Below are 26245 nucleotides of genomic sequence, written 5' to 3' on the forward strand. Positions count from 1 at the left end.
GAGCAAGGTCCCTTCGCCGGGACGATGGATAGGTTAGGCCGTTATGCGATCAGCAGCACGCGATGACTGCGCCTTCAAAGATTGGCCGGCCGGTCCTTGGCAGACACCATAGAGCAGCGGCACAGCGCCGACTGCGGACAGAAGCAAGCACTCGGCGAGGGATTACGCTCACAAGGGATTGACGCAACGCTGGGGAATCTAATCCAAGCGCAACATTGCCGTGTGAAGGGTAGGGCATCACGCGTTTTCGCGCAAATGCGCCATGAAGACCTCGGCGGGCGTGCGGTAACCCAGGCACTTGCGTGGCAGCGCGTTCAGATGATGGACGAGAGCGACGAGTTGTTGCTGGCTGACAGCGGATAGATCGGTATCGCTGGGCATGAAGCGGCGGATGCGCTTGTTGGCGTTTTCCACCGCACCTTTCTGCCAGGGCGCACTGGGGTCGCAAAACCAGCTCCGCGCGCCAATGCCATCTTCCAAAGCCCGAAAAGCGGCGAACTCCGTACCGCGATCAAAGGTAAAGCTCTGCCGCGCAAAGGCTGGCAAGGGAGAGAACGTTTCGATGATCGGTCTTGAGCGCCGGCTCGGGTTTTTGATCATCACGGTGTAGCGGCTTTTGCGCTCGACCAACGAGGTCAGGTTGGCATTGCCCAGATCGCGTTCGAAGATCAGCAAGTCGCCCTCCCAATGCCCGAATTGCGAACGATCACCAATGAAATCAGGACGTTGCGATATCCTGTTGGTAGCAGGAAAGGCGCCGTCGCGGGGTTTCCTCGAGCCGCGGGGGCGACGTTTGCGGCGGCCTTCCGGCAGATGCTGACAGAGCTCCAACGCCTGATCTTCCTTGCCGTAAATGAAACGATAGATCGTCTCGGTGCAGACGCGGACGGCGCTCACACCATCGGCAAGCAGACGGCCGGCGATCTGTTCCGGCGACCAAAGTGCCTTCGGCTGCTCGATCACCAGTTCGCGCAACGGCGGATGACGCATGAGCTTGCGCAGGCGTCGCCGACGCTCTTTGCGGATGTCGTCAGCAACCGTTGGGAAGTAGCCGCTATACTCGGGCAGCTCGCGATCGTGGAAGGTGTTGCGCCGGATCTCACGATAGATCGTCGATCGATGACGACCGAGTGGGCGGGCCATTTCTTTGATCGGCAGCTTGCGTTCGACAAAGTGGAAGAGGCGGCGTCGATCGGCCAGATTCAGCTGCGAATAACGTCGGGACATGCCAAAATCTCCAAGGGGAAGCCATTGAAATCATTGGCATGTCGCACTTGAAAATAGAATGTACCCGCCCGTTACAGAAGATCGCATAATGTATCAACTGGACGAAGGACCACATGGGAGGGTCTCGACCTGTCCTCACTATGTGATCTGATCTTGGCTCTGAGTTCTCGAAAACTGACCGAGAAGTTGGCCGACACACTGGGTGCTGGGCTAATTGGCGGCAAGGCTTTCCACGGAAGACTCGAGTCGCGCCGGCAGGTCAGGTGGCCGGCGCGAACACTGGTCCCTTACCGTTTTGATTGAGGCACGTAGTCGCGCTGCGGAGCGCCGACATAGAGCTGGCGCGGGCGGCCGATGCGCTGTTCCGGATCTTCGATCATTTCGTTCCACTGGGCGATCCAGCCGACGGTGCGCGCAAGCGCGAACAGCACGGTGAACATGGTGGTGGGGAAGCCCAGCGCCTTCAACGTGATGCCGGAGTAGAAGTCGATGTTCGGGTAGAGCTTCTTCTCGACGAAGTACTCGTCGGTGAGCGCGATGCGCTCGAGCTCCATCGCCACTTCGAGGAGCGGATCGTCCTTGTGGCCGAGTTCCGCGAGCACTTCATGCGTGGTCTTCTGCATGATCTTGGCGCGCGGATCGTAGTTCTTGTAGACGCGGTGGCCGAAGCCCATCAGGCGGAATGGATCGTTCTTGTCCTTGGCCTTGGCGATGTATTCCGGAATGCGGTCAGCCGTGCCGATTTCGGCCAGCATGTTGAGCGCAGCTTCGTTCGCGCCGCCGTGGGCCGGGCCCCAGAGGCAGGCGATGCCAGCGGCGATGCAGGCAAAGGGATTAGCACCTGACGAACCGGCAAGGCGCACGGTCGAGGTCGAAGCATTCTGCTCGTGGTCGGCATGCAGGATGAAGATGCGATCCATGGCGCGCGACAACACCGGGTTCACTACATATTCCTCGCAAGGCACGGCAAAGCACATGCGCAGGAAGTTCGAGGCGTAGTCGAGATCGTTCTTCGGATAAACGAAGGGCTGGCCGATATGGTACTTGTAGGCCATCGCGGCGATCGTCGGCATCTTGGCGATCATGCGCAGCGAAGCGACCATGCGCTGATGCGGATCGGTGATGTCGGTCGAGTCGTGATAGAAGGCCGAGAGAGCGCCGACGCAGCCGCACATGACGGCCATCGGGTGGGCATCGCGACGGAAGCCGGTGAAGAAGCGCGACATCTGCTCATGCACCATGGTGTGGTGCGTGACGCGGTAGTCGAAGTCAGCCTTCTGCGCCTTCGTCGGCAGTTCGCCGTAAAGCAGGAGATAGCAGACCTCCAGGAAGTCGCCATGTTCTGCGAGCTGTTCGATCGGGTAGCCGCGGTGCAGGAGCACGCCTTCGTCACCGTCGATATAGGTGATCTTGGATTCGCACGACGCCGTCGACGTAAAGCCCGGGTCGTAAGTGAACATCTTGGTCTGCTTGTACAGTGAGCCGATATCGACCACATCAGGACCGATGGACCCCGATCGGAGTTCTAGTTCGGCGCTCCGACCGTTGACCTCTACAAGTGCGCGTCTATCGTGCATCATTCAAATCCCGTTTGGCCTTGCAGCTGTGAAGACAGCGGCTACCGAAGGTTGGTTATCAGGTGGCAGCATCCCAAGATGCCGACGTGCGGTATTGTAAAATGAGATCATGGACCCTTCAGTGTGTAAGGGACGGCCATGAGCGTGAACAGGCGACGTGCGGTACCGTGGTCTGTTCGGATCCAGGCGGAAAGGCGCTCCCTGAGGAGATCCGACCCTTCGTTGTGGACGGCTCTGCGGCCCATATCGATCGCCTCCAGGCGATATGGGTCCGAGGCTAGTGCCGCGCTCAAATGTGCCTCGCAGATCATCGCGTAGTCCTTCATGACCCGCCTGAAGGGTGTGAGCGACAGGATATGTGAAACGATCGGGACGTCGTCTTGCGTCGCGATCTGAAAGGATAGCTTCGCGTCGCGGGTGGACAGTCGCAATTTGTACGGACCGTGTTCGCGGCCGATAAGCTCAAACAGATTGCTTTCCAGCAAATCTGCGATCGCCACCGACTGTTCGCGTTCAAGAACCGCGTCAAGACGGGCTTCCGCATGCTCAACTTGAACGGCGCACAGGTGGTTGCGTCCAGTGGTCATCGGCAGTCCCAGAGGCTCCATGCCGTCGGCAACATCATTCGATGCGCCAAAGGCGATGGTAGAGGTTCGAGTATTTCAGACCCTCAGGGCTCTCCTTGATCTCCTGCAGGTAGTAATTGACGGCAACCCGGATGAGTTCGAAATCCTCGTTCGAGAACACGGTGCGCGAACGCGGTGGCTCAGGTATGGCCAATGTTTCGATTGTTTCCATTATCATAGTTCCTTCTCAAGACAGAGGAGGCGACCCGCGCCTCCTCTGCCACTGATGCCTCAGTGGTGGCGATCAAGCCGCGAACTGGTTCATCGTGTTGTGCTCGCCGGCCGCCTTGAGAGCCGCTTCACCCGAGAAGTACTCCTTGTGATCATCGCCGATGTCGGATCCGGACATGTTCTGGTGCTTCACGCAGGCGATACCCTGCCGAATTTCCTTCCGTTGGACACCTGCGACGTACCCCAGCATGCCCTGATCGCCGAAATACTCCTTGGCGAGATTATCGGTGGAAAGGGCTGCGGTGTGATAGGTCGGCAGGGTGATCAGGTGATGGAAAATGCCTGCCCGCTGCGCTGCATCGTGCTGGAAAGTCCGGATGCGCTCGTCGGCCTCGGCCCCAAGCTCGGTCGCGTCATACTCTGCGCCCATCAGCTTGCTGCGGTCGTACGCGCTCAGGTCCTGGCCCTTTTCCTTCCAGGCGTCGAATACCTGCTGGCGGAAGTTGAGCGTCCAGTTGAACGACGGCGAGTTGTTGTAGACGAGCTTCGCGTTCGGAATGACCTCGCGTACCCGGTCGACCATGCCGGCGATCTGCTCGATATGCGGCTTCTCGGTCTCGATCCACAGGAGGTCGGCGCCATTTTGCAGCGCGTTGATGCAATCGAGTACGCAGCGTTCGGCGCCCGTTCCTTCGCGGAACTGGAAGAGGTTCGAGCGAAGCCGCTTGGGCTTCAAAACCTTGCCCGCGCGGGTGATCAGTACGTCGCCGTTTAGCACCTGGCCGGGCTCGACTTCGTCGCAGTCCAGGAAAGCGTTGTACTGGTCGCCGATGTCACCATCCCTAGCCGAGAAAGCGATCTGCTTGGTCAGGCCGGCGCCGAGTGAATCGGTGCGGGCGACAATGATCCCGTCGTCGACACCAAGCTCCAGAAACGCGTATCGGAGAGCCCGGATCTTGGCCACGAAATCCTCGTGGGGAACCGTCACCTTGCCATCCTGGTGACCGCATTGCTTTTCGTCAGAGACCTGGTTCTCGATTTGCAGTGCGCAAGCGCCGGCTTCGATCATCTTCTTTGCAAGCAGATAGGTTGCCTCGGCATTGCCAAATCCAGCGTCGATATCGGCGATGATCGGCACGACGTGCGTCTGGTAGGTGTCGACCGAGTTTTGCAGCTGACGTTCGCGAACGGTGTCGCCGGCGGCGCGAGCCTTGTCGATTTCGCGGAACAGCATGCCGAGTTCTCGGGCATCGGCCTGACGCAGGAAGGTATAGAGCTCTTCGATCAACGCCGAAACGCTGGTCTTCTCGTGCATGGACTGGTCGGGCAGGGGCCCGAAATCGGACCTGAGAGCGGCAACCATCCAGCCCGACAGGTAGAGGTAACGGCGGTCGGTGTTTCCGAAGTGCTTCTTGATCGAAATGATCTTCTGCTGTCCGATGAAGCCGTGCCAGCAGCCCAACGACTGCGTGTACTTCGCCGGGTCCTGGTCGTAGGCGGCCATGTCCTTGCGCATGATCGCTGCGGTATATTTGGCAATGTCCAGGCCGGTTTGAAAACGATTTTGGAGGCGCATCCGAGCCACCGCTTCTGCTGTGACGCCGGTCCACTTCTCGTTCGATGCAATGAGCTTTTCTGCTTCTTCCACAAGGCTTTGGTACGACATTGATCCTCCGAAAAGTCGTTATGCTGCGTGGCGGAAACCATAGGGATGATCTGTTGCAGCGCGAGGGGCTTCGGTGTCACGTTGTCAAACTTTACAAGAGTTTCGTGTAATGTTGTAATGCTCGTCATGGAAAAGCATGGTTTGTATCTCGGGCCGCGACTTCGCAGGCTTAGGCGCGATCTGGGATTGACGCAGGCGGAGATGGCCGCAGATCTCGATATCTCGCCATCGTACATCGCGTTGATGGAGGGAAATCAGCGCCCTGTCACGGCGGAAACGCTCCTGCGTCTCGCCAAAGCCTACAAGATCGATTTCTCCGATTTTGCCAACGATGCCGGACCTGACCTGGTTACACGCCTGCAGGGCGTCGTGAGGGACCCGATCCTCAGCGACGTCGACTTCGGGTCGTTGGAGATCGCGGACGTTGCCCACAGTTTTCCGGCATTCGCGGAAGCGATGCTGAGGCTCCATACCGCCTACAAGGAGGGGCAGTTCGCGCTCGCTGACAAGCGCCATTATTCGTCGAACGGGGAGGGCGCAGGCCCTGGAGACCCGATAACGGCGGTCCGCAGCTTCTTGTCCGCGCGGCGGAACTTTTTCCCGGTGCTTGATGCAGCCTCTGAAAAACTCTCCGTCAGGATTGCCGATAAAGGTGGGCTGAGCGCTTACCTCGAAGCGCGACACAATCTCAAGGTCCGCCGTTTGCCTGCGGAGGTCATGGTCGGTTCGCTCCGACGCCTGGACTGGCACCGGAAGGAGCTTTTGCTCAGCGAGGCGCTCGATCAATCGAGCCAAAACTTCCAGATCGCGCTGCAGCTTGCCTATCTCGAACTTGAGGCGGAGATCCAGGCGGCCGTCGATGAAGGAAACTTCGACATCCCGAATGCGGTGCGGCTGGCTCACCGGGCGATTGCCGCCTACTCGGCTGCTGCGATCGTCATGCCTTATGCGGCGTTCGCGAAAGCTGTCGAAAGCCGACGTTACGACGTCGAGGTCCTTTCCCGGCAATTCAGCGTCAGTTTCGAACAGACCGCACATCGCATGACCACGCTTCAAAAGCCTGGTCAGGAGCGGATCCCGTTCTTTTTCATCAAGGCTGACGTCGCCGGCAATGTTTCGAAGCGCCTGAACAGTGGTGCGTTTCCGTTCGCCCGTCACGGGGGTGGCTGTCCGTTGTGGACGGTACATCAGGTTTTCTCAACCCCGAGGCGGGTCATAACCCAGTGGATGGAACTGCCGGACGGCCAGCGCTTCTTCTCGATCGCGCGGACCGTGCATGCCGGCGGGGGCACTTATGGTCTTCCGAGCGTCGAGCGGGCGATCGCGATCGTCTGCGAGGCACAATACGCAGATCGCCTGGTCTACAGTCGCAATCATCCACAGGCCGACGAACCCACGCCGATCGGCATCGCCTGCCAGCTCTGTCATCGAACAGGTTGCACATCTCGATCGGAGCCTCCGATCGGCCGCCAGCTTCTTCCCGACAACTACCGGAGAACCGAGGCGCCGTTTGGTTTCTCAGACGCCTGAGCGTTCGCGACGCGACTTAAATCTGCAACCGACAGGTTGTGAGCTGCTAAGGTGGTCACCTTCTGGGCCAAAACGGTCGCGTAACTGGAAGCGGAGATTCTCCGGGGATCCAGAACCCGAGGGACGTTAGTTGTGTGAACTGTCGGCGCCGGATGGCGAGCTGAAACCTACACCTAGACCACCGCTGACAAGCTCGCCCTCGTTCTGGAACAGGATGGGGGGCTAATTCACAACGTGACATCACCGCTGCGCATAATGACGGCAGCGTTGAGCGCTCGACAGAGTTTGCATGTGCTCGCGTTAAAACGCAGAGTCCTTGGCCGGGGGGTGGTGTGTTTGCCGACGAAGCGAGGAGCCCACGAAAAGGTCGACCGGCGCTGCATTGCTGCTTCCTCATAATGTATCAAATCGCGACGCTCGAAGGATAACTATCCGGCCGCTACGAGACCGAGGCCGACGGGTGCGATAGTAAGCACATTGGCAGATTTGCATAGGAATGTGCCGTAACCGAAGGTTGTTCCTTGGTTGCTATCTTGCGCGACCCCTAAAATGATCGTGGGTTAGCCCAAAGCCGCGCTTGCTGATGGTTCGCTGCAGCATCCTTGTTTCAGGTGAAGACTCGCGAAAGTTGCATAAACCATCCCTGATGTTTGGGCGGCAGATCGCTTTACTCCCAATTGTCAGGTTTTGAATCCGCGCATAAGCTCCACCAGTACGTGCATTGCTGACGATCCAATCCGATTGCGGTGCCAGCGACGACTTCAACTTTCCCTCGCGAAGACATCGCAAGCGGGGAGGGATTTCGACATCAATGCCGAACAATCTCTACCCTGACACTTGCTGGTTGTATCAACCTATGGAGGAATGAAGCATGGCCTCATTCGCTGAGCGCGCCAGGCTTTTCGGGCACGACCTGGAAGCCCTGGCCAACGGTGACGAAATTCGGACAACACGCCTCGTCCATTCGCTGGAAGAGCTTCGTCAACTGATGGACGATGACGCAGGAGAAGAAGAGCATCAAAAGAGGCGCCGTCGGTACGAGATAAACTATCCGGAACTAATGGATGAGGCGAACTCAAGCCTCGAAGCGCTTTATTTCCGAGCAGAGGTTGCAGTGCATACCGGGCGCAGGTTGTCGAGTAATGATCGCCTGGCCCTGCAGCATATCTTTCCAGTCAAGGTCACGCTGGTTTCCGCGCAGGACAAAATCGTTTCGGGTGAATGGAACCTCGGAACCAATGCCGGACCAGTTGCCGTCAACCTGACCACGCTGACGATTAATCAGGGTGGCTTCATCAATGCCCGAGCGACCAGTGTTACGTTTGTGGCCGAGGCCGTGAATAATAAGTCCAGCGGGGGGACTGGCGCCAATTATACGTTCGGCATTTTTGGGATGGCGGGCGTACCTGGGCAAGCTGGCATCAGTCAACCAGCTGGCGCGAACGGGCAGAATGGCAGTAGTTCGGGAACTCCCTCACCCGGAATTTGTACGGGAGCGAAGGATCCAACGCCAGGTACCACCGGCGGAAACGGGGCTCCAGGGGGGGAAGGTCAGCAAGGCTCCGACGGAACCCCAAGTTTGACGGCGAACCTGGCATTCAAGGCGATCACCGGCAACCCACTTTACCTCGTGACACAGTCAGGGGCCGGGGGCGCGGGTGGCGATGGTGGGCAAGGAGGCGCTGGGGGCGCTGGCGGTCTCGGAGGTGACGGGTGCCAGTCAGGCTGCGAAGGCACTCAGAGCGCAAATGGTGGCAATGGCGGAAACGGTGGCAATGGCGGTGACGGAGGTAATGGGGGTAACGGCGTGCTGGGCCACCCGATCAACGTCACGCTTGCAGCCGGTATCGCGGCCTCCCAGTTCCAGTACGGTTCACTGATGGCCCCGGCGGGCAAGGGCGGCGCTGGAGGCAAGGTTGGCCCTGCCGGCCAAGGAGGCGCGGGCGGTTCTGGGAGTGGGAAGCACCGCTCCGCCGGAACGGCTGGTGCAATAGGTGAACCGGGTAACGTAGGCAAGACTGGCTCACCAGGACAGTTCGAAGGCAACCCTGGACCCGTCACCGTCACGACTACAGGCTGACCCATGCGCGAGCGCCACCTTGCAACACAGGAGGCGGGAACGGGCGTCACGGCGGAGTTCGATGCCGTGGCGCGCGCGTGCGGACATAACTATGTCCATCAGCGCCCATCAGTTCCCTTCACCTCAAGACTGCGGGTCCCCGATGTGGAAGGTTTGCGCAAGCACCTCTGCCACGCCACGGAGGCGGCGAGGAAGGCGCGACTCCCGGCTATTGGCGGATTGAGTAGTCGCAAACGTTTGTGGCAGGGCGTTCATGACCGCGGCGAGGCCTACATATTTGCCGGCGCGTCGCTAACACAAAGCGACCATGAACTCATGGCCGAGCATTTCCCGGCACGGTTAAAAGCTGTGTCGATCGCTAATCTTACGCTTGAAGCCGGCGAAGTATTCGATCTTAGCACCCATCCCGATGAATGGGCCGTGGGTCATCGGGAGGAACTCTACCTGCTCGTTAACATCGGTCGTTGCTTAATCGGCAAGGGCGCGAAGCTAGTTGTTCGCGGCAATGTGGCGTCTATCCTCATGCAGTCGTTGATGTTGGTCGACGACTCGGACGATAGCCCCCACATTGAGATCCTTGGCACCCCCTTTCCTGTCGACAGCTGCATGACTGGCCCACTCGACGGCGGCGATGGCTTCCCTGGATATCTTGGCCTTGATGGTGACGCGGGACCAACGTCTCTGCTGCGTCATACTATGTTCGGTTCCTTTGCATCTCACTCGCTCCCGCTGGAAAATTGCAGCGGCGGAGACGGCCGCTCTGGGCTAACCGGTGGCAACGGGCGCAAAGGGCGCACCGGAGGCATGTGCAAGACCGCCGAGATCACCATCCGAAAGTTCCTTGACGGCAGCGCAATGTTGCACGTTCACGCCGAAGCGGGACGAGGAGGAAACGGCGGCAATGGCGGAGATGGCGGGCGCGGTGGCAGTCCCGGTACCCCGGGTCTGGGCTTTACTAAGGACGACAGTCTGCCACGCGTCGGCGCGACCGGACGCCCCGGTGACGGTGGCAATGGCGGTAACGGCGGACATGGCGGTAACGGCGGTATTTCCTCCAATGTTTTTATTACCTGTCCGACCGAGCAAGTCGGTTTGGTGCGCACCTCAAGCCGCCCGAGTCCGGGCGGGAAAGCCGGGACGGGCGGGCAAGGTGGGATGCCGGGACAGCGTGATCCTTCCTCGGGCGCAACCGAAGTCGATGCAAAGCCCGGACGGAACGGCGTGCACGGAATTGATGGCCGATCGCGCCCGCCCGCCCGCCTTTACGTCAATGAGCGACTGACAACTTAAACTCCATCGGAGAGGCATCAAGATGAGACATTTGCGTAAACTGCTTCACCTATCTTTAGCTCTGACGCTGGCGATATCAGGGATGGGCCCCGTACGCGCACAACCCGCCGCAACCTCGGATAGTGACGACGAAGTCGGCTCCGACAAAGGTCGTTTCGCCGTTACAGCATCAGGAAGCGCGAACTATACGATCAAGTTGCATGTGCCACCGGGGATTCAGGGATATGAACCCGCGCTTTCCTTCAACTATAACAGTACGAGCCAAAACGGCTTGCTTGGAATTGGTTGGAACCTGAGCGGGTTCTCCAAGATCAGTCGGGTCAGCCAGATCCTTGCGATCGACAAAACTGCTGGAAGTCTCAGCTTCACCAACAATGATCGTTTCGCGCTTAATGGCCGAAGGCTTCTCGTGATGAACGGCGATTATGGCGCAGCCAATAGCACTTATCGCGCCGAGCTCGACAACTGGGAGCTCGTCGCGGCTTCAGGTCAATCGGGCAATGGGCCGCAATCCTTCACGGTCAAACAGCCGGACGGCGAGATCCTCGTATTTGGTGGTACACCCGACAGTCGAGTGCTCGTTCCAGGCGCCGACACGGTTCGTGAATGGCTCCTCTCATCTCAAACCGATCGCGACGGGAACCAGATATCCTTCACCTACAGCCTTGATCCGCTAAACACGGGGAAAGTGGGTGCCCAAGCGTACCCCGTTCAGATTTCCTATGGCGGTAATCTTAAAGCGGGGCGGCAAGCAGACCGTTTCGTCCGCATGATCTACGAGGCGCGGCCTGATGTGCTTCGCGCGTTTTCTGCTGGTGCAAAAATCGTGACAACACTTCGCTTGGCTGGGGCGACGACCTATCTCGCTGCAGACGCGGTTGCGATCTATAAGCTCTCCTATGATACGTCGGCGTCAACCGGAGGTTCCCGAGTCTCGGCGATACAGCGGCTCTCCCCCTCCGATCAAAGTGCAAAGACGCTCGCCGGATCAAAGTTCACCTATCAGGAAGGGGCGAATGCGTTTGCGGGTGCTGAAACGTGGCTCCAAGGAGCGTTTACGCCCGATACCGGGTGGGATCCGCATAACAACCCAGTGGAGCTCGCTGATGTCAACGGTGACGGCCTCGTTGATATCGTCGGGTTCAAAAATGGCGTTCAGGTTGCCCTCGGAAAGGCAGGTGGCTATTCCGCCCCACAGACTTGGCTCAATTATTTCAGCCCGGAGTACGATTGGTCGGCTGATGAGCCGCGCTACCTTGTGGACGTCAACGGCGATGGCTTGGCCGATATTGTAGGCTTCTCGCAGAAGGGCGTCGAGCTGGCGCTTGCCAATGCTGAAACGTCCTCGTTTATAAAGTCCGCCAATACACTGTCGTATTTTTCGCCCGACACTGGATGGCAAAGCGCTGCGCCGAGATATCTTGCCGACGTCAATGGTGACGGCGCAGCCGACATAGTCGGGTTCAACAACGGCGTCGAAGTCTCGCTTGCGGCCGCCTCCGGTGGGTTCGCGCCCCCAGAACGCTGGTTTGACGATTTCGGCGTTGAACAGGGTTGGTCGGGCGACAACCTTCTATTGGCCGACATGAACGGCGACGGCAAAAGCGACGTCGTTGCCATGAACCAGCAGACACGATCGGTGAATGTTGCGCTTTCCACGGGAAGCTCATTTACCGAGACCGGTTGGAACCAAGACTACGCCAACTTCGCTGATAGCACCCGGTGGTCGGCAGATACCCCGCGGATGGTCTCCGACGTAAACGGCGATGGCCTGTCAGATATCATCGGCTTTGGCACGACCGTGATGGTCGGTTTGTCGAATGGCGCTGGGTTCGAGGCGCCGGAAGAGTGGTCACAATCCTTCAACGCGCCTAATTGGTCGAAATCTACCCCGCGGATGTTTACTGACGTCAACGGGGACGGCCAGGCCGATGTGGTCGGCGTCAACGATGGCGGCGTTGAGATCGCCCTTTCAACGGGCTCAGCCTTCGCGGCAGGAAACTGGAACCAAAACTCGTTGAACGGCCTCGGACTGTCCGAGGGCGGAACGATTGACCAGACAAAGCGAATGATCGTCGACGTCAACGGCGACGGCATGCTGGACGTGATCGCCTTCACGCACGATGGAGTGAAAGTTGGCCTGACCTCAGGTGCTTTTCCGGATTTGTTGAACAAGATAGAGCGGCCGTCGAGGGGGACAATCAACATCTCCTACAAGCCGATTTCCGACCCCACGGTATATGACCCCAAGGTATATAAAGAAAGTGCAGGCCCAGGGGCGCTTGCAAAGTTTCAAAGCTTTCGTCCTCTTCAGCAAAATCCGTCTCTACCCAACTACCGCTCTCGCTCTCACTTGACAGGAAGGTTCTATGTGGTTGCGGCGATTACAAACGCCAACAATCCTGCAATTTCGCAGACCCCCTATTCTTATACAACCTCACATTCCTATCAGAACGGCCAGGTTAGCAATACAGGGCGTGGTTTCCTTGGGTTCGAACGCGCGGTCCACGTCAATGAAGATTTGGGACGTCGCACGATCCTCACCTATCATCAGGAGTTTCCGCTGATCGGCAGACTGAAAACGCGAGAGATCGGCTGTTCAGCTTCTGTTGCAGGGGCCTGCGAGGCGAACGATCGCTTGAAGGAGGAGAACTTTTCTTACCTCGTCACGTCCCCTGCCAAGTCCGAGACCAACGGTCTCGAAACGAAAATGGTGCGGCCGTCTTTTGTGCGTACCGACCGATACCAAGGTCAGACATACACGCACTCGATAGGCACGAGTTATGCCTACGACACCTATGGCAATCGCCTGATGACTGCTCGATTGAACCTCGTTGATCAGTTAGGCCGCGATCTCGATGCTAATGACAGCATCTACATTCATTCCGCCTACCAAAACGACGCCGACGATTGGCTTTTCGGCTTTAGGACCTTCAAGAAGGTGTCGCATAGTCCGACAATCGTCGACGCAGAAAAGTTTGACCCGAGCACGGATATGGAGCTCAAGGCCTGGACTTACGGCGAAAACATGAGGGTGACCGCGAGCAAGGTCTGGGACGACCAGGCTAAAAATTTCCTCGCAACGCAGTACGCTTACGATACGCTCGGCAATCGTGCATCGATCACATTGCCTGGCGGTGCCACTATTCAACAAAAATATGAAGCGCGGTTCGGTACATACCTGGAGAGCAGAACCAAAAGTGTGGGCCAGGGTAAACCGGCGCTTGTTTCCAAATTTGGCTACGATGCACGTTTCGGGAAGCTTTCCTTACGCGTAGATGCCAATGGCAATCAGTTTGCAACATGTTACGACGATTTTGGCCGTAGGCAGGTGGTTCAGGGCCCAGCGCCCGAGGACGCAGATCCCTCAATCCTAACTGCACCCTGCGTCGGCGCATACATAACGGTGCCCGGGGACGTCACTCCGACAAAACTTGCTACACTCACCTCCTTCACCCACGGATGGCAGAATGGCGTACCCGTCGTTTCGCGAAAGAGTGTCGCCAGCTGGCCGTCGGCCAACCAACCACAAAAGATGCAAACGACCCTTTATGCCTATGATGGGCTTGAGCGCCAATATCGCATGTCGGCCCAATCTGATGAAGGCGGCCCAACAGACCGAGTAATGAAGGATGTGACATACGATTCCGCCAATCGGATCGTTCGAAGTGCCCTACCCTACTTTGAAGCGGAAGAGCCACTCTTTTATCAGAACACCATGTTCGATCCGTTGGATCGCGTCATTGAAAGCTCGATGCCGTGGCAATCCGATGACGGCGTCATCAACGTTGCTACCAAACAGGTGTATACGGAAACTGACACTGGAGATCGGGTTGCGCAGACGCTTGCAGCCGGTACCTCCTATGAGGCGCAGCGCGTCTTTGATCGGAGCTACTATAACAATCGGAAGAAGATCGAGGTCCAGTCATTTACGGACGAACCTGAGGCGAACTCGACGCCTGTTGTCACACGCTACGATCTCGACGCACTTGGCCGGATCACTGCCGTTCGACCGCCGAAAGACGGGGGGTCGACCGCCGCTCAATATACGTATGATAGTATCGGGCGGTTGTCGCAGTCGACTTTGCCCGCCTATGGCAAGACGGTCTTCGAATACGGCCCGGACGGGCGCCTTTCGAAAAAAATAGTCCCGAACGGGGAAATCTCGTTCGAGCGCGACGATCTCGGCCGCACGCTCAATGCTGCCTATCCAGGTGGCCCTGATATTGCCTATACCTACGATGACAAATTTATAGCGAACGGGTTAGGACGGATGGCTTCGGCGAGTGTCGAAGGTCAGACGGTCTCGGTGAAACGGTCGTATGTCTACGATGCCTATGGCAGGCAAGCAGCAAATGCGCTCACAATCGGAACCGATGAAGCCATGGTTCAGACAACGGTCTTCGACCCTCTCGGACGCGCGACCGCCACGACGATGCCGGACGGTACCGTCCTGACAACAGGGTATGACTTGGAACGTGTCGCAAGTTATTCGATTAACGGCACACAAAAGATTGGGTTCGGCGACTACACTGCGCTCGGTCTCCCGCAAACCATGAAGTTCGCCAATGGACTAACGACGAGCTTGACATATGCACCGAACTTCACCCTCCTGGGTGTCAAAACTTCGACTCCACAACAAACGGTCTTCCAAGAGAGCTCGACAGTCGATCCATTCGGTTTCACGACCGCAGTCACCGGGTCGTCGTCTAAATGGCCGAGCTATAGCAAAGCGTCCTCATTCACCGATGCTAGGCTTACGAACTATCAAGACAGCAGGCTCGGCGCTGCAAACGCGTACGGATACGATGCCGCCGGTAACCTTCAATCTTCCGCGGCGCTCGCTTTGCAAAGTACCGGTTTCCAGCTGGGCGCAGATAGCAAGCTTAGCGGCGAACCACTGCAAGCCCAATACGACCCTTCTGGGAACCTAATTACAACATCAGCTCCAAGCCTCACCTTCCGCGGCGAATACGATGGAAGGCAGCGGATGTCCCAGGCAGCAAAAGGCAATGGTGCTGCGGCGCAGTTTGCCTACGACCATCGAGGTTTCAGAGTTTGGCGAAAGGACACTGGTGGCGTCGAACATCGGTATCATTCTGGTCAGTTCCATCGGTCGGCGGGAGTGGATCAAACCCTGATTTTCGGCAACACCGGCCCATCCTATATCTTCTCATCCGAAAATGGCGCAGAGACCTTTTTGCACTCTGACGCGCGCAACAGCCTCGCGATGACGACGGACGCAAAAGGCAATGCTGTAGATTGGTTCTTGTACGACGCCTACGGCCTCCCTGTAGCGCGCGGCGTGGACGCGCCTGATTTTGGGTTCCTCGGCCTGCCATATGACCGCGATACAGGCCTGTATTATGTCGACCAGCGCTATTACATGCCTGAACTAGCTCGTTTTACGAGAGCGGACTCGCGGTACGGCGCAAGTATCTATCGCCACGACAGCGCTAACCGGTATGCATTTCTGCTGAATAATCCCACTTTCGGGTTCGATCCGACCGGACATGGACTTCCTGCCTGCCTGATCGGCCTTGGCGGGGGTGTTATTGGTACATTGGGCGGTTCCCTGTCGACGGTCGATGCCGTTGAACAGAAAAACAGACTTCTCATTACTGCGAGTGCTGCTGGGATCGTTGGCGGGCTTTTTTCCGGTGCAGGCGGCGTGTCCGCGTGCATCAAGCTCTATCGGCAACGCGCTGCAGGCGACAACGATCAAACGGACAATGGCAACGGCGGTGGAGACGACAACGGCCAAGGAATGGACATCGATGATTCGTCCAACGGCTCTGGAGTTGGTGGTGGCCAAGGAGGTAACGCCAGCAGCAGTAGTACCTCCAGTAGCAGCAGTGCCAGCAGCGACAGCGGCAGTGAAAGTGACGACGAGGGGTCGGAGTCGAGTTCGAGTGAGGACGATGTCCAATTCCCAGATGGCCAAAACAATGTGGTTGATGGATCAAGCTCGAGCGAGGAATCCGTTGACGACATCGTCGTCGGCGACAGCCAATCTGCCACAGATTCTATTTCCGGGGAAGGTTTGGCAGCCACAACGTCCCAAAGCGTAGAAATCGGTCAGACTTCGGGGAGTGGGATCGAAGCGACGAGCATTGCAAGTTCTAGCGCGAGCGGCACTTCCGATGCTGCCACCAGCACGACTTCTGCGGCAATCACGGCCACGGAAGGGAATGCTGCCGGCTTGGATGCCAGTTCCAGTGTAGGCGTGAGTGTTGGCACCGAGGTCACCGAGAGTGCTGCGACCGTCGCGACCGAAGCGGTTGTCACGCCGGCTGCGGAAGCAAGTGAGATCTTTCTCGCAGATTTCGCATTCTTTTTGGCTCTATTGTAGTGTGAATGCGAGGGCCTCGCCGACTACTTGCGAGCGCGCAGTGTCTTCGATTCAAACCGAGACCGCGCGGTCGCAACCGTCGGGCGGTCATCAGCTCGTCGGATTTCGAAGGGCAGCGAAAGCTGCCCTTCGAACGAACTGCTGCAAAGCTTTATGCCACAAGTTCCTCGAGAAGAATCACGGCATCCACGCATGCCCCGCTCCTGCGCGCCGCCTAACCCCAGACAAGTTACCGGTCTCGAGGCCGCGTCTATAGAGTGCTCCAAAAGCTGAGTGCTTGCGAGATAGATTACGCTATCACTGGAGGTATCGCTCTGGAGGCGGCGCTCGGCACCAACTTTGGACGCCGTCGCGCCTTCAACGATATTGACATCGTTGTCTCCGGATTCGAAGGATTGCCAGCTATTCTCGGGCGCGAATTCCTCATCAGTCATGCACATCCGCATCGGCCCGTCGGCAAGCTAATAATTCAACTCGTCGATCCGTCAGAACGCGTGCGCATCGACATCTTTGGCGCCTGCGGCGGAACTCTTGAGCGAGCAAAATCCGCACTGTTCGACGATCTTCCGGTCAAGACCGTGGCCTTAGAGGACATTGCATGTCGGATCGCGTCGGAAATGATGTGCTTTAGCAGAGGAGATACAGTTCCGCCCAAATGCGCTGACGCCCATGAACGGGCGAAACAGATCGTTGATATCGATCTCGTGGAGCTTGGGAAGATCAACGTCGTCCGATTGACCCTTTAACTTATGCTAGAGCGACCGTTCAGATTACCGACGCCTTGGAACGACGCACCGGAAGGCTCGCAAAACAATCCTATTCCACGGATGCAGATGCGGTCTGCCCGTTTTGCCGCAACACGCTGCACTTCACAGTGGAATCGCCATCCTTCCAATACTTGGTTATTGCTAACCCAGCCCCTCATCCTGCCGCGTCCTGACGCGCTTGTCCCGCCGCAGCGTGGACGGCCTTTATCAACGAAAAACAGCAGAAGCCTTGATACTCAACGGCTGCCATGCGATTCTTCGGGCATGATCCGAAGGAGATAAGAATGTCGGAAACGATGCTTGCGCGCTTACCAACATTCGGACCGCGGAAGATATGATCGTGGCCTTTCGCGATGAGGAGCAGTGTCGTCGATTGCTGGCAAGCATGGTGTGGCCGGCTGGGAGAGTTTGCCCTGCCGGTGGTTACAAACGCTCGATTGCGATAGCCGGGCGCGATATGGGCAAGCGGCGTGCGCGTCCGCGTCTCTATCAATGCTCCAACGGCGATTGCCGGTTCCAGTTCACGGTGACGACACACACGCCGCTGCATTCCACAAAGCTACCTTGAGTGTCTGGCTGAAGGGTATGTGGCTTATGCTGCAGTCGAATAAAGGTTTGTCGTCGGTGCGCCTGGCCGAGGCTCTGGGGGTGAGCCAACCCACAGCCTGGCGGATGGGACACGCCCTGCGTCTCATGACGGCGAGCGAGCACATGCTCGATGGCACGGTGGAGATCGACCATTTTCATCTCGGTGGGCGACCGAGAATAAATCCGGACGATCCGCCGCCTGGACGAGGTCGAAAAGGGCTGCCGAACACCCAGAAAACGCCTGTCATGGCGATAGTGCAGCGACCAGACGAGTCACACCCGGCACTCCGGCCGGTGACGCGCGTGCTCCGGTGGTGACTGGTCTTTCGCTACGTGCAGCGGCGCGCGCCGCTGGAACGCAGATCGAGCCCGATGCCTACTTGATGAGTGATGAGGCAATAGCGTTCATAGCCCTCGGCGAGAACTATGCCAGGCATGACACCGTGAAGCATTCCAGCCGCGAATACGTTCGGGACGCCGTTCATGTCAATTCGGTCGAAGGTTTCAATTCCCGTGTCGCACAATTGCCGGCGTCTTTCATCATATCAGCCCGCAGCATGCCGACCTGTATTTCCACGAGATCGGCTTCCGCTGGTCACAGCGCATTGTTACGGGCCAGGCAGTGCGGAAAAGCCGAAAGGGCAGGGAACGCATGACAACCCCGTGGTCGCGAGTGCCGCCGGCGTTGCAATTGCTGCAAGTCTTTCGCGCCGCTACCGGCCGCCAAATGCGCAGAAGTCCGGATGGTGGCATCATCGTCAAATCAGCAATCGCTGTCTTTGGTTGATAAAGGCCATGTATCGACGGGAATGATACGTCCGGCGTTCGCTTTTACTTTCCGACTGTGGCAAGCAGTTTGGCTTAGTTGGATACCGACGTGAAGCGCCAACGAGTGGCCAGCGGGATGGCCGGAAGGAACGACAGCTGCGTGCGGGAGCAAGCCGTGATTCCGATCGGGTTAAAATCCCTCATCTACCGGCTTCTTTCTGACAGTCCATTGCCGGGACACCTACCGCGAAAGCGGACATCATAGCTCCTGCCGCCGAGGCCTGGTATTGGCCCGAAGGAGACGAAGATGACTTCCTGCTCCACGACACTCGTCGTTTATCTTTCCGGCTGATTAAACCGGCCGAATAAAGTTATCCGTCACCATGACGTCGGTCCGCACAATCTCCTCGGGGGCGACGGAGGATGTTGAAGCTTCGCCCCGGTCTCTATTCGCGCGGCAGCGATTGGATTTGACGCCTTCCCTGGGAGGCTATCACTTTGTCCGCGCCTTGGGGGACACACCTTGATCCCGCGAAATATCCAGCCTTCACGCAAATGTCTGGCGTAATGCTGTCCAACGCGCCGTCCTCACAGGCCTGGCACATTCGCTCGATGGCGGCGCGCACCTGGAGCGAATAGTCCAGCGTGGCAACAGCGGGGGGACTGGTCGGTTGGAACACTTCACCCGGCTTGATGTTCTTGAACCAGAGATCGACGTGGGCTGCAACGGCTGCAGCATCACTGAGGTCGACCGGGGTACTGCCAGACTTGGCGATGCCTTCAGCCGCAAGGGGCAATCGAGCAGCGGCATGGCACGACAGGCAGGAGGAATTCTGATTGTCGGCCGGACCGTTGGCGCGACCGCGGAAGCCTAGGAACGGGCGCTCGTTCCATCCGGATAGCTTCGCCTTGATGGCCGGGTTGATCCAGCTCTCCTTAATGTCGTCGGTCACGACACCTTCGTCGTTGCCCCAAAGCAGTACCGCCGGGACAAAATTATCGAAAAGACCGTCGCCCTTTGGGGGGCCCATCCACACAAAGGTGCCGAACACCCACCCGGTCTTGATAGCGTTGCTGTCTCGAACCCCAATGTCGAGCTGCAGCAAATTGACGTCGCGTGTTTCACGACGGCTGGTGTCAGCCGGAAACCCAACGCCCTCACGATCAATATGGGCTCTGTATACAGGCGCGCCATTCAGATAGTCGACTTGACCGGCGAACCTGCCGAGATTTGCATCAGTGAAAAGGAATTTTATGGCAACTGTCCCCTCCTGAAACAGCAGTTTTTCCGGCACGACGGGCGAACATGGCTCGGCAAAAACCTGGTGGAGCGCAACGGCTCCAGGCTCATTGTAAAAGTTGACGGCCCAGACCTGCGAGCCGGAGCGCGAGGTGGGGGATAGCTGCCGTGCACGAGGAGCAAGCTCCTTGGTCAGCCCCATCAGCGGCTCGCGTCCAAATTTTTCGTAGTCCATCCATTCGGACATCCACCAAGGTTCGCTCCCGGTCCCGACCAAGCTCGCATTCCTGAAGCGGAAGTGCGGGCGGACCGTTTCGAGGACGGCCTCCATATAACGCGCCGGCTCGGTCGCAAAGGAGATCGCGCTGTAGGCCGGTGTGCCCGGGGAAGACGATGAGGGGTAATCAGTGCGCCATGCGCCGACTGGCGAAATGCCGGCATCATACATGGTGCTTTGGGTAAAGACCTTGCAGCGGGCGTCGGCCTCGCTCGACGACAGCAAAGCAAGCGCGACGATGAGGGAGGTGATGCCGGTGACGCGCATTTCAGTGTTGCTCCAAGAATTCTGCCACGCCCGTGCGCAGACGCCCTTCGACGACGCCTATCAGTGGGATGCGCCGCATCGTGTTCACCGGATAACTACTGTCTAGAAGCAACTTCATTTCAAAAGAGGGCTCTATTTGCCTCAACTCCTGCAGGGCCCCGCACAAGCTCTGATCGTCATTGCCGAATGCTTTCAGCGCAACCAAGTATCGGCGCGGAGGTGCAAAATTTGGCGACAACTGTGCGGCAGCGTGCGCATGACGGGTCGCCAATCGGTATTCGCCAAGACCAGCCGCCGCTATGCAGCCATAGAACTCCAGGAAGTGAGCAGTACGGGTTCCGGCACTCAGATCAATGGCACGGCGCGCTGAAGTGTAGCCCGCCCGATAGTCCGACATCGCCGTCTGCAGATTGGCGAACGCCGCCCAGGCCAGTGCGTTCAGGGGATTGGCTTGGATAGAACGCTCCGCAAGCCTCAATGCCTGCTGGACGCTGCCGCCAAACAGATACTCGGTATGGGCACCAACGCATTGCGCCATCGAGTCCTCGGGGAACATCTCGATCGCACATGTGGCGAGCCCCCTGATTGATTCCTGGGAAGGCAGAAATCCGCAGGTCATGTATTGAAAATGGCTGATCTGGCGGATGAGGGCGCGCCAAGCCAGCGGCCCGCCGTTGGGCGCTATTTCGAACGCCGTCGTGCACTGGCGATCGGCAAGCGCAAGGTTCTCCTTGTCGAGGGTCATGGTGAGAATTCGCGCGCTGTTGAAAAGCCTGAGCGCCATCTCGTAGCCATCTATCCGACCATTGCTCCGCACCAGGGCATCGACCACCGCATTCGAAGCATGCGACGCTATTGTATAGAATGCGGAAGATGCAGCCGCCCTATCAGCGTCCAAGATCAGTTGAGCGCTCTCTGACCAAAGTGCACAGCCGTTGCTGGCATCGCTAATCAACACTGAGAGCGAGGCTCTAGGAGCGCCGTCTCGAACACTGACGCGGACTGCTATCATCTGAGCGGCGCCAGCGAAGTTTTCGTATCCAGCCGCTGCATCCGCATCGTAGAACGATACCGGGTTCACCTGCGCTGCGATGGCTTTCGAGGTCAGCGCGCGGAACTTGCTGGCGAGTCGTCGCAAGGAACTGCGCCCCTCGCACTCGAGGCTGAACACAACGATCTTGCGACGCGCCAGCCTCAGCGTTTGTTGTGAAGCAGAATGATCGACGCTAGGTGGAGCTAAGGCCGTAAGGCGTCGCCCTCGGATCCAATTTTGGAAATGCGGATCCGAGACGTTCAGATCCTCGAGCAGTTCGTCGTCATTGAGAACAGGACCGGCCGATGATGGCCGTTCGAACGAAACCTGAAACAACGAGGCATCGAGGGATATGGATTGCCTGTCGCTGCGTAGCAACGAGCAATGTCGCCCGAGCTGCCGTCTGATATCGCTGAGCGCCTGCCGAAGGCTGGCAGCGGCCTGGTCGCTCCCTCGATCGCTCCACAGCTTGTCCTGCAGCCAAGTTCTGCCGCGCGAAAATCCCGGAGAAAAAGCCAGCAAAGCGATTAGCCCGCGGGCTTTTTGCGATCGCGGACTAAGGTCAATGCCCGCTACATCCAAAAGCCTAAATCGACCCAACACGTGCAGCGTAAGCATGCCCCACCTCACGCAATATTGAACTATACCCTGTAAGTATCAACACCAATAGCACTTCGTACAATGTTCAAAAAAGGTAGCAACAGCGTAGCCAATTGGGAAGCGCTAGCGCAGCTGATGCTAAAAATAATTCTGGTCCTTAATGAACGGGTCGTACAAAAGAAAGCCGACGTCCGCTTGCAGCTTTCGATCGGGATGTTATCCCCCTCAACTCTATACGCCTGCACTTCCGGCGATTGGGGAGGCATCGTTTTCACGATTTATTCACGCGCGGCCAATGACGCGACGAGTTATTGTTACTGGGCGAACCTGTCTCCGAACAAACAACGGGTTAGTACAAGGTGGGAGGAAGTCATGCAGTCGCGCGTCTATACTGTCGACGAGGTCCGGGTTGAAGGCTTGATTGTGATACCGGAAAATCCTCCGGCCATCGCGATATCGGCAAGAGGGACCGTCCCTACGACGGGGTGGACCAGACCAGACCTTGTGCCGTGGGTTTACATCGTTCCGCCCAAGGATGGCATACTGGACCTCGATTTTGTTTCGAGCCAGCCACCGGGCATCGTTGCACAAGTGGTCAGCCCAATCAGCGTGACCAAGGCCATGCTGGTCCCGGCATGGGTCGTGGGCGTTCGCGTCCATAGTTCGACGAACGACATGGAGGCAAATATCGGTGGTGGCAGGAAATGGAGCGAGGCTGAGATTGCCGGTGAAGGCCTCCCCGTACCTTGGCCGTTCCCTTGGTGGGCGCCGCGAAGCGAGCGCAAATGACTTGGATCATGGGATCTCCGTTTTGATCGAATGCAGGAGGGGGAGCGATGGATCGACCATGTATTCGCTTGGTCGCAGGTTGTGGAATATTCTCGCTTTTGCTGTTCTTGGCTCCGGCGACATCAATGGTCCAGCAAGCTCAAGCGCAGGAGTTTGAGCGCTGCCCAACGACGGTTCCTGCGGTCCCCAAGGCAACTCTGAGCGAACGGATTCTCGACGACGTCTGCATACCCGCCGGTTTTGCAGGCAATCCTATCGACTTCTTCGATGACTATTCCTGGCGCGCGTTTATCGGGCTGGTATGGCCGGCCAAACCAGGCGAGCGCGGTATTCCCGACCCCACGGCAAAACTGTCCGACAACGGGCGTCGCCGTGTATTTGAAACCTTCAAAGCGGATTGGGAAATCTTCCAGCCGCAGGGTGCCGAGCCGGCGGCGTGGAACGCCAGTGGAGGAGCAAATCCATGCAAACTGGCCACTGTTTCGAGCGACGACCTCGTACTCGCGGCGTTCTCAAAGTTTGACAATCTTGGTCAGGCCGGCTTCGGCCGGCCTTTGGTCGGTCCGTTGGTAGCTCAAAATCGTAGCTATCTGCGGTTCCAGACAGCCTTCAACCAGATCGAGTTCGACCAGATAGACAAGGAAAAGCTTTATCTGCGAAGCAATTTGCAGGGCACTACGGTCTTTCAATCAGGGGCGATCGACATCAAGGCAGCCTGGGTCGACATGGCCGGCATCGCCCATCCTGAACGGTTCTATACGCGCGAAGCCTACCTTCTCGATCTTGCGACAGAAACTTGCTCGAAACAGAAGGTTGGCCTGGTCGGCCTCCATATTGTTCAGAAGACCGCGAGCCGCAGTGGATCTGGTCCTCCTTCGAGCATGTCGACAATATCTTTGAAGAAAACAGTCAGCTTCCTGCCATGTTAAATGCAGGCGATAAGACGCCAATGCCGGCGCAAAACCCCTGCAATTTTCCGCCTGATATTCAGGTTCCTGCTCCCTTTAACGTCGACCGCCTGAAGCCGGTTCACGACAAGACAACGAACATAAACGAAATCTATCGGCAATTGCTCGCCGAGGCGGGAGTGCCCTGGCAATTCTACAAGCTGGTGGTCACACAATGGCCGCTGTCGGTTTCCGATCCGTCCAAAGATGGCAAGCCGACCAACACCTTTCCAGGAAAAGGCTCAGATCAGACGAGTTTTGCCAATCTGACGATGGAAACATTCGACCAGAAATCTGTGATCACGGGATGTATGAACTGTCACAATGCTACGCGTGAGACAACCGACTTCCTATGGTCGCTGAATACGCAAGCCTTTCCGCCGCTGCAAACCATCGTGGCACAAGCGGTGCTTTCAGACAAATCGGTGACGAGCCTCTCCTTACCAAAGGGACAGTTTAAGAACTGGGCCAACATTCTTCCCGCTGACCAACCATTCGAAATGCCTGCCAAACAACTTTCGGAGTTTTTGGCTCTCAAGGAACTAATGGAAACCGCACAATCGACACCGGAACAGTGAGGTTTGCTGTGGCGATCGCATCTTATGAAGAATTCCAGGCCTTCATGTCTGAGACGATGGCTGCGCTTGGAGCCAACCCGGAGTTCGCACCGCATGAGGTATTCTGGGCATCACTGACCTACGATGAGTTCACGCAAGGCAATGTGCCCGGAATAGGTCAGGCCGTGCGGATTTTAATCCCAGGCGATGCTGCTAGATCTGCATTTGTTCACGCATTAAGAGGTGAGGGGCTCTTCGCAGGATCGCCCTTCCGGCGAATGCCAGCAGGTGGCCCGTTCATGACTGACGACCAGATCGGAGAGATCGCAGCCTGGATTGATGCGGGTTGTCCGGAGGGAGGACCTCTTCCGATCGCTTAGCTAGCCGGTTGCCGAGACGATGAAAGGAAGGCCACAGTGGACAAGGATGAGCTGATTGAACATCCCACATTCCTCGAGCATATCCGGTTTTTCTTCGAGCCAATCGATATCGAGCATATGCAAGCCAGGGGGATTGATCTTGCGACCTATGAAGGTGTGAAGAGGAACACCACCTCGATCCATTCACAGACGAAGTCGGGCTCGATGCCTCCGGAGCCGGGACGGCGGTGGACGGCCAAGCGGGTGAAGACGTTCAGGAACTGGATCCTCGACGGATTTCCGATGGGGTCGGCGCCGAAATCGGCGCTGACTGCGATGTCCGCTCTAGCAAGAGCAACTCCAAATGCACGACGGGACATCGACGATCTATCGGTGCCGGAGATCGAGCGCTTGGCGCTTGCATTTCGGACGATCATGAACCGCGATCCCGCTCACCCGCAGAGCTATTTTGCGCTTGCAGACATTCACTGGTTTCCTGAACCCGTGAACTGTCTTCACCACGAAGAGCGCTATAATCCGTGGCACCGCATTTTCATCGACAGGTTTGAAGCTGCGCTGCAATCTGTTCCAGGTTGCGAAGATCTCAAGATGCCCTACTGGGACGTCGTCAAGCGGCCTCATTCGTGGTTGTTTCAGCCACCATTCGACAGCTATACTTTTCAGTGTGACGCTGCGCCCCAATATCCTGCAGGCACGCGGACCGTCAGGTATCCTGCGGACAAAATCCACGACAACATGACATCCTACGATGTCGCGGGGACGATCAAAGAAGCGTTGGCCGCGCCCAAGTTCGAACGCTTTGCGAGCGGGATCGAACAGGCACATGACGACGGTCATGTCTCCTGTGGTCCGGCAATGCGGACGCCCGACATTGCCGCTTTTGATCCGATCTTCTGGTTCTTTCATACGAACTGGGAGAGGATGTGGTGGTCATGGCAGCATCGCCACAGCGCGGTTACGCTGGAGGCATTCAGACAGACGCTTGAAGGCAGTGATTTTGACTGGCTCGACACGCCGCCATTCAACGAATTGCCTCCATTCGCCGAGACTGCGAGCCAAGCAATCGACGCGACCAAATATGTCTATGAGGAGAGCCCGCTTTCGCTATTCAAGACGTTTGCGAGGGTTGAGGCCGGCAACATTTCGGCCGATCAGGTATTCCGTGTGCAGCGACGGTCCCGACTTTCCGTGAGGGTGAAGGGCATCGCCCGCCTTGCCGTCCCCGGTAGCTTCAACGTTCACTTGATGGCAGATGGAAAATCGGTCGCAAGGCATGCATTTTTCCAGGGCACTGAGCCTGGCAGATGTCCAAGCTGCGTGCGCAGGGAGACGGTCAACATTGACCTGCGGGTCGATCGGGCGGCCATCGTCGGAAAGGCCCTGAGCGTTCGTATTGAGGCACTGTCAGCTGAAAAAGATAGGTGGATTTCTCTCAGTGAAGTTGGCGCCCCGACGATCAACATTCGCGAGTTGCTCACGGCTGAATAGCGTTAGATCAGTTTATAGTCACCAG

17 protein-coding genes and 1 pseudogene are annotated in these 26245 nt (G+C 57.6%); 11 read left to right on the forward strand and 7 right to left on the reverse strand.

Features of this window, described 5'->3' with window-relative positions:
• Positions 1-237: 237 nt before the first annotated feature.
• From IB279_RS34165 to IB279_RS34185, 5 genes are all read right to left on the reverse strand, one after another.
• Positions 238-1227 carry an IS30 family transposase gene (locus IB279_RS34165; protein ID WP_192340753.1) on the reverse strand — a complete coding sequence of 330 codons (990 nt, stop codon included), beginning with the start codon at positions 1225-1227 and terminating at the stop codon, positions 238-240.
• A gap of 287 nt (positions 1228-1514) precedes the next feature.
• Positions 1515-2804 (reverse strand): citrate synthase, encoded by a 1290-nt coding sequence (gene gltA, locus IB279_RS34170; RefSeq protein ID WP_192340755.1) that lies wholly within the window; start codon positions 2802-2804, stop codon positions 1515-1517.
• 107 nt (positions 2805-2911) lie between these two features.
• Positions 2912-3391 carry a UPF0262 family protein gene (locus IB279_RS34175; RefSeq protein ID WP_192340757.1) on the reverse strand — a complete coding sequence of 160 codons (480 nt, stop codon included), beginning with the start codon at positions 3389-3391 and terminating at the stop codon, positions 2912-2914.
• 34 nt (positions 3392-3425) lie between these two features.
• The gene (locus IB279_RS34180) at positions 3426-3602 is read right to left on the reverse strand and encodes a hypothetical protein (protein ID WP_210338764.1); all 177 of its coding nucleotides are present in this window, start codon (positions 3600-3602) and stop codon (positions 3426-3428) included.
• Positions 3603-3674: 72 nt separating this feature from the next.
• Positions 3675-5267: an isocitrate lyase gene (locus IB279_RS34185; protein WP_192340761.1), complete on the reverse strand. Its 1593-nt coding sequence runs from the start codon at positions 5265-5267 to the stop codon at positions 3675-3677.
• A 126-nt stretch (positions 5268-5393) separates the two neighbouring features.
• On the opposite strand from IB279_RS34185, the gene IB279_RS34190 reads away from it, so the two are divergent.
• The 6 genes and pseudogenes from IB279_RS34190 to IB279_RS34215 all read left to right on the forward strand — a co-directional run bounded on the left by IB279_RS34190 (position 5394) and on the right by IB279_RS34215 (position 18661).
• Positions 5394-6797: a short-chain fatty acyl-CoA regulator family protein gene (locus IB279_RS34190; RefSeq protein WP_192340814.1), complete on the forward strand. Its 1404-nt coding sequence runs from the start codon at positions 5394-5396 to the stop codon at positions 6795-6797.
• An 871-nt stretch (positions 6798-7668) separates the two neighbouring features.
• A complete protein-coding gene (locus tag IB279_RS34195) occupies positions 7669-8877 on the forward strand; it encodes a hypothetical protein (RefSeq protein WP_192340763.1) in 1209 nt (402 codons plus the stop codon).
• A gap of 3 nt (positions 8878-8880) precedes the next feature.
• Entirely contained in the window at positions 8881-10167 is a 1287-nt protein-coding gene (locus tag IB279_RS34200) for a hypothetical protein (protein WP_192340765.1), read from the forward strand.
• Positions 10168-10189: 22 nt separating this feature from the next.
• A complete protein-coding gene (locus tag IB279_RS34205) occupies positions 10190-16519 on the forward strand; it encodes an FG-GAP-like repeat-containing protein (protein ID WP_192340767.1) in 6330 nt (2109 codons plus the stop codon).
• A gap of 257 nt (positions 16520-16776) precedes the next feature.
• Positions 16777-17265, forward strand: coding sequence for a hypothetical protein (locus tag IB279_RS34210; RefSeq protein ID WP_192340769.1), 489 nt, complete (start codon positions 16777-16779; stop codon positions 17263-17265).
• 305 nt (positions 17266-17570) lie between these two features.
• Positions 17571-18661, forward strand: a pseudogene (locus IB279_RS34215) (IS1595 family transposase).
• Positions 18662-19088: 427 nt separating this feature from the next.
• Here the strand turns inward: IB279_RS34215 and IB279_RS34220 are convergent.
• The gene (locus IB279_RS34220; RefSeq protein ID WP_192340771.1) at positions 19089-20426 is read right to left on the reverse strand and encodes a hypothetical protein; all 1338 of its coding nucleotides are present in this window, start codon (positions 20424-20426) and stop codon (positions 19089-19091) included.
• 1 nt (position 20427) lies between these two features.
• Positions 20428-22077 (reverse strand): hypothetical protein, encoded by a 1650-nt coding sequence (locus tag IB279_RS34225; protein WP_192340773.1) that lies wholly within the window; start codon positions 22075-22077, stop codon positions 20428-20430.
• 63 nt (positions 22078-22140) lie between these two features.
• On the opposite strand from IB279_RS34225, the gene IB279_RS37525 reads away from it, so the two are divergent.
• From IB279_RS37525 to IB279_RS34250, 5 genes are all read left to right on the forward strand, one after another.
• Positions 22141-22848 (forward strand): hypothetical protein, encoded by a 708-nt coding sequence (locus tag IB279_RS37525; RefSeq protein ID WP_246802230.1) that lies wholly within the window; start codon positions 22141-22143, stop codon positions 22846-22848.
• 125 nt (positions 22849-22973) lie between these two features.
• Complete coding sequence (locus tag IB279_RS34235) at positions 22974-23777, forward strand: hypothetical protein (protein WP_192340775.1); 804 nt, start codon at positions 22974-22976, stop codon at positions 23775-23777.
• A gap of 20 nt (positions 23778-23797) precedes the next feature.
• A complete protein-coding gene (locus IB279_RS34240) occupies positions 23798-24373 on the forward strand; it encodes a hypothetical protein (RefSeq protein ID WP_192340777.1) in 576 nt (191 codons plus the stop codon).
• An 8-nt stretch (positions 24374-24381) separates the two neighbouring features.
• Positions 24382-24732: a hypothetical protein gene (locus tag IB279_RS34245; RefSeq protein ID WP_192340779.1), complete on the forward strand. Its 351-nt coding sequence runs from the start codon at positions 24382-24384 to the stop codon at positions 24730-24732.
• Positions 24733-24768: 36 nt separating this feature from the next.
• Positions 24769-26220 carry a tyrosinase family protein gene (locus tag IB279_RS34250; RefSeq protein ID WP_192340781.1) on the forward strand — a complete coding sequence of 484 codons (1452 nt, stop codon included), beginning with the start codon at positions 24769-24771 and terminating at the stop codon, positions 26218-26220.
• Positions 26221-26245 lie beyond the last annotated feature (25 nt).

The organism is Ensifer sp. ENS06, assembly GCF_014852205.1.
Taxonomy (GTDB): Bacteria; Pseudomonadota; Alphaproteobacteria; order Rhizobiales; family Rhizobiaceae; genus Ensifer; species Ensifer adhaerens.

Excerpts from the sequence above, each read along its gene's own strand:
- IB279_RS34165 (WP_192340753.1), bottom strand. The coding sequence starts at position 1,227 with ATGTCCCGACGTTATTCGCAGCTGAATCTGGCCGATCGACGCCGCCTC.
- gltA (WP_192340755.1), bottom strand. The coding sequence starts at position 2,804 with ATGCACGATAGACGCGCACTTGTAGAGGTCAACGGTCGGAGCGCCGAA.
- IB279_RS34175 (WP_192340757.1), bottom strand. The coding sequence starts at position 3,391 with ATGACCACTGGACGCAACCACCTGTGCGCCGTTCAAGTTGAGCATGCG.
- IB279_RS34180 (WP_210338764.1), bottom strand. The coding sequence starts at position 3,602 with ATGGAAACAATCGAAACATTGGCCATACCTGAGCCACCGCGTTCGCGC.
- IB279_RS34185 (WP_192340761.1), bottom strand. The coding sequence starts at position 5,267 with ATGTCGTACCAAAGCCTTGTGGAAGAAGCAGAAAAGCTCATTGCATCG.
- IB279_RS34190 (WP_192340814.1), top strand. The coding sequence starts at position 5,394 with ATGGAAAAGCATGGTTTGTATCTCGGGCCGCGACTTCGCAGGCTTAGG.
- IB279_RS34195 (WP_192340763.1), top strand. The coding sequence starts at position 7,669 with ATGGCCTCATTCGCTGAGCGCGCCAGGCTTTTCGGGCACGACCTGGAA.
- IB279_RS34200 (WP_192340765.1), top strand. The coding sequence starts at position 8,881 with ATGCGCGAGCGCCACCTTGCAACACAGGAGGCGGGAACGGGCGTCACG.
- IB279_RS34205 (WP_192340767.1), top strand. The coding sequence starts at position 10,190 with ATGAGACATTTGCGTAAACTGCTTCACCTATCTTTAGCTCTGACGCTG.
- IB279_RS34220 (WP_192340771.1), bottom strand. The coding sequence starts at position 20,426 with ATGCGCGTCACCGGCATCACCTCCCTCATCGTCGCGCTTGCTTTGCTG.
- IB279_RS34225 (WP_192340773.1), bottom strand. The coding sequence starts at position 22,077 with ATGCTTACGCTGCACGTGTTGGGTCGATTTAGGCTTTTGGATGTAGCG.
- IB279_RS37525 (WP_246802230.1), top strand. The coding sequence starts at position 22,141 with ATGTTCAAAAAAGGTAGCAACAGCGTAGCCAATTGGGAAGCGCTAGCG.
- IB279_RS34235 (WP_192340775.1), top strand. The coding sequence starts at position 22,974 with ATGGTCCAGCAAGCTCAAGCGCAGGAGTTTGAGCGCTGCCCAACGACG.
- IB279_RS34240 (WP_192340777.1), top strand. The coding sequence starts at position 23,798 with ATGCCGGCGCAAAACCCCTGCAATTTTCCGCCTGATATTCAGGTTCCT.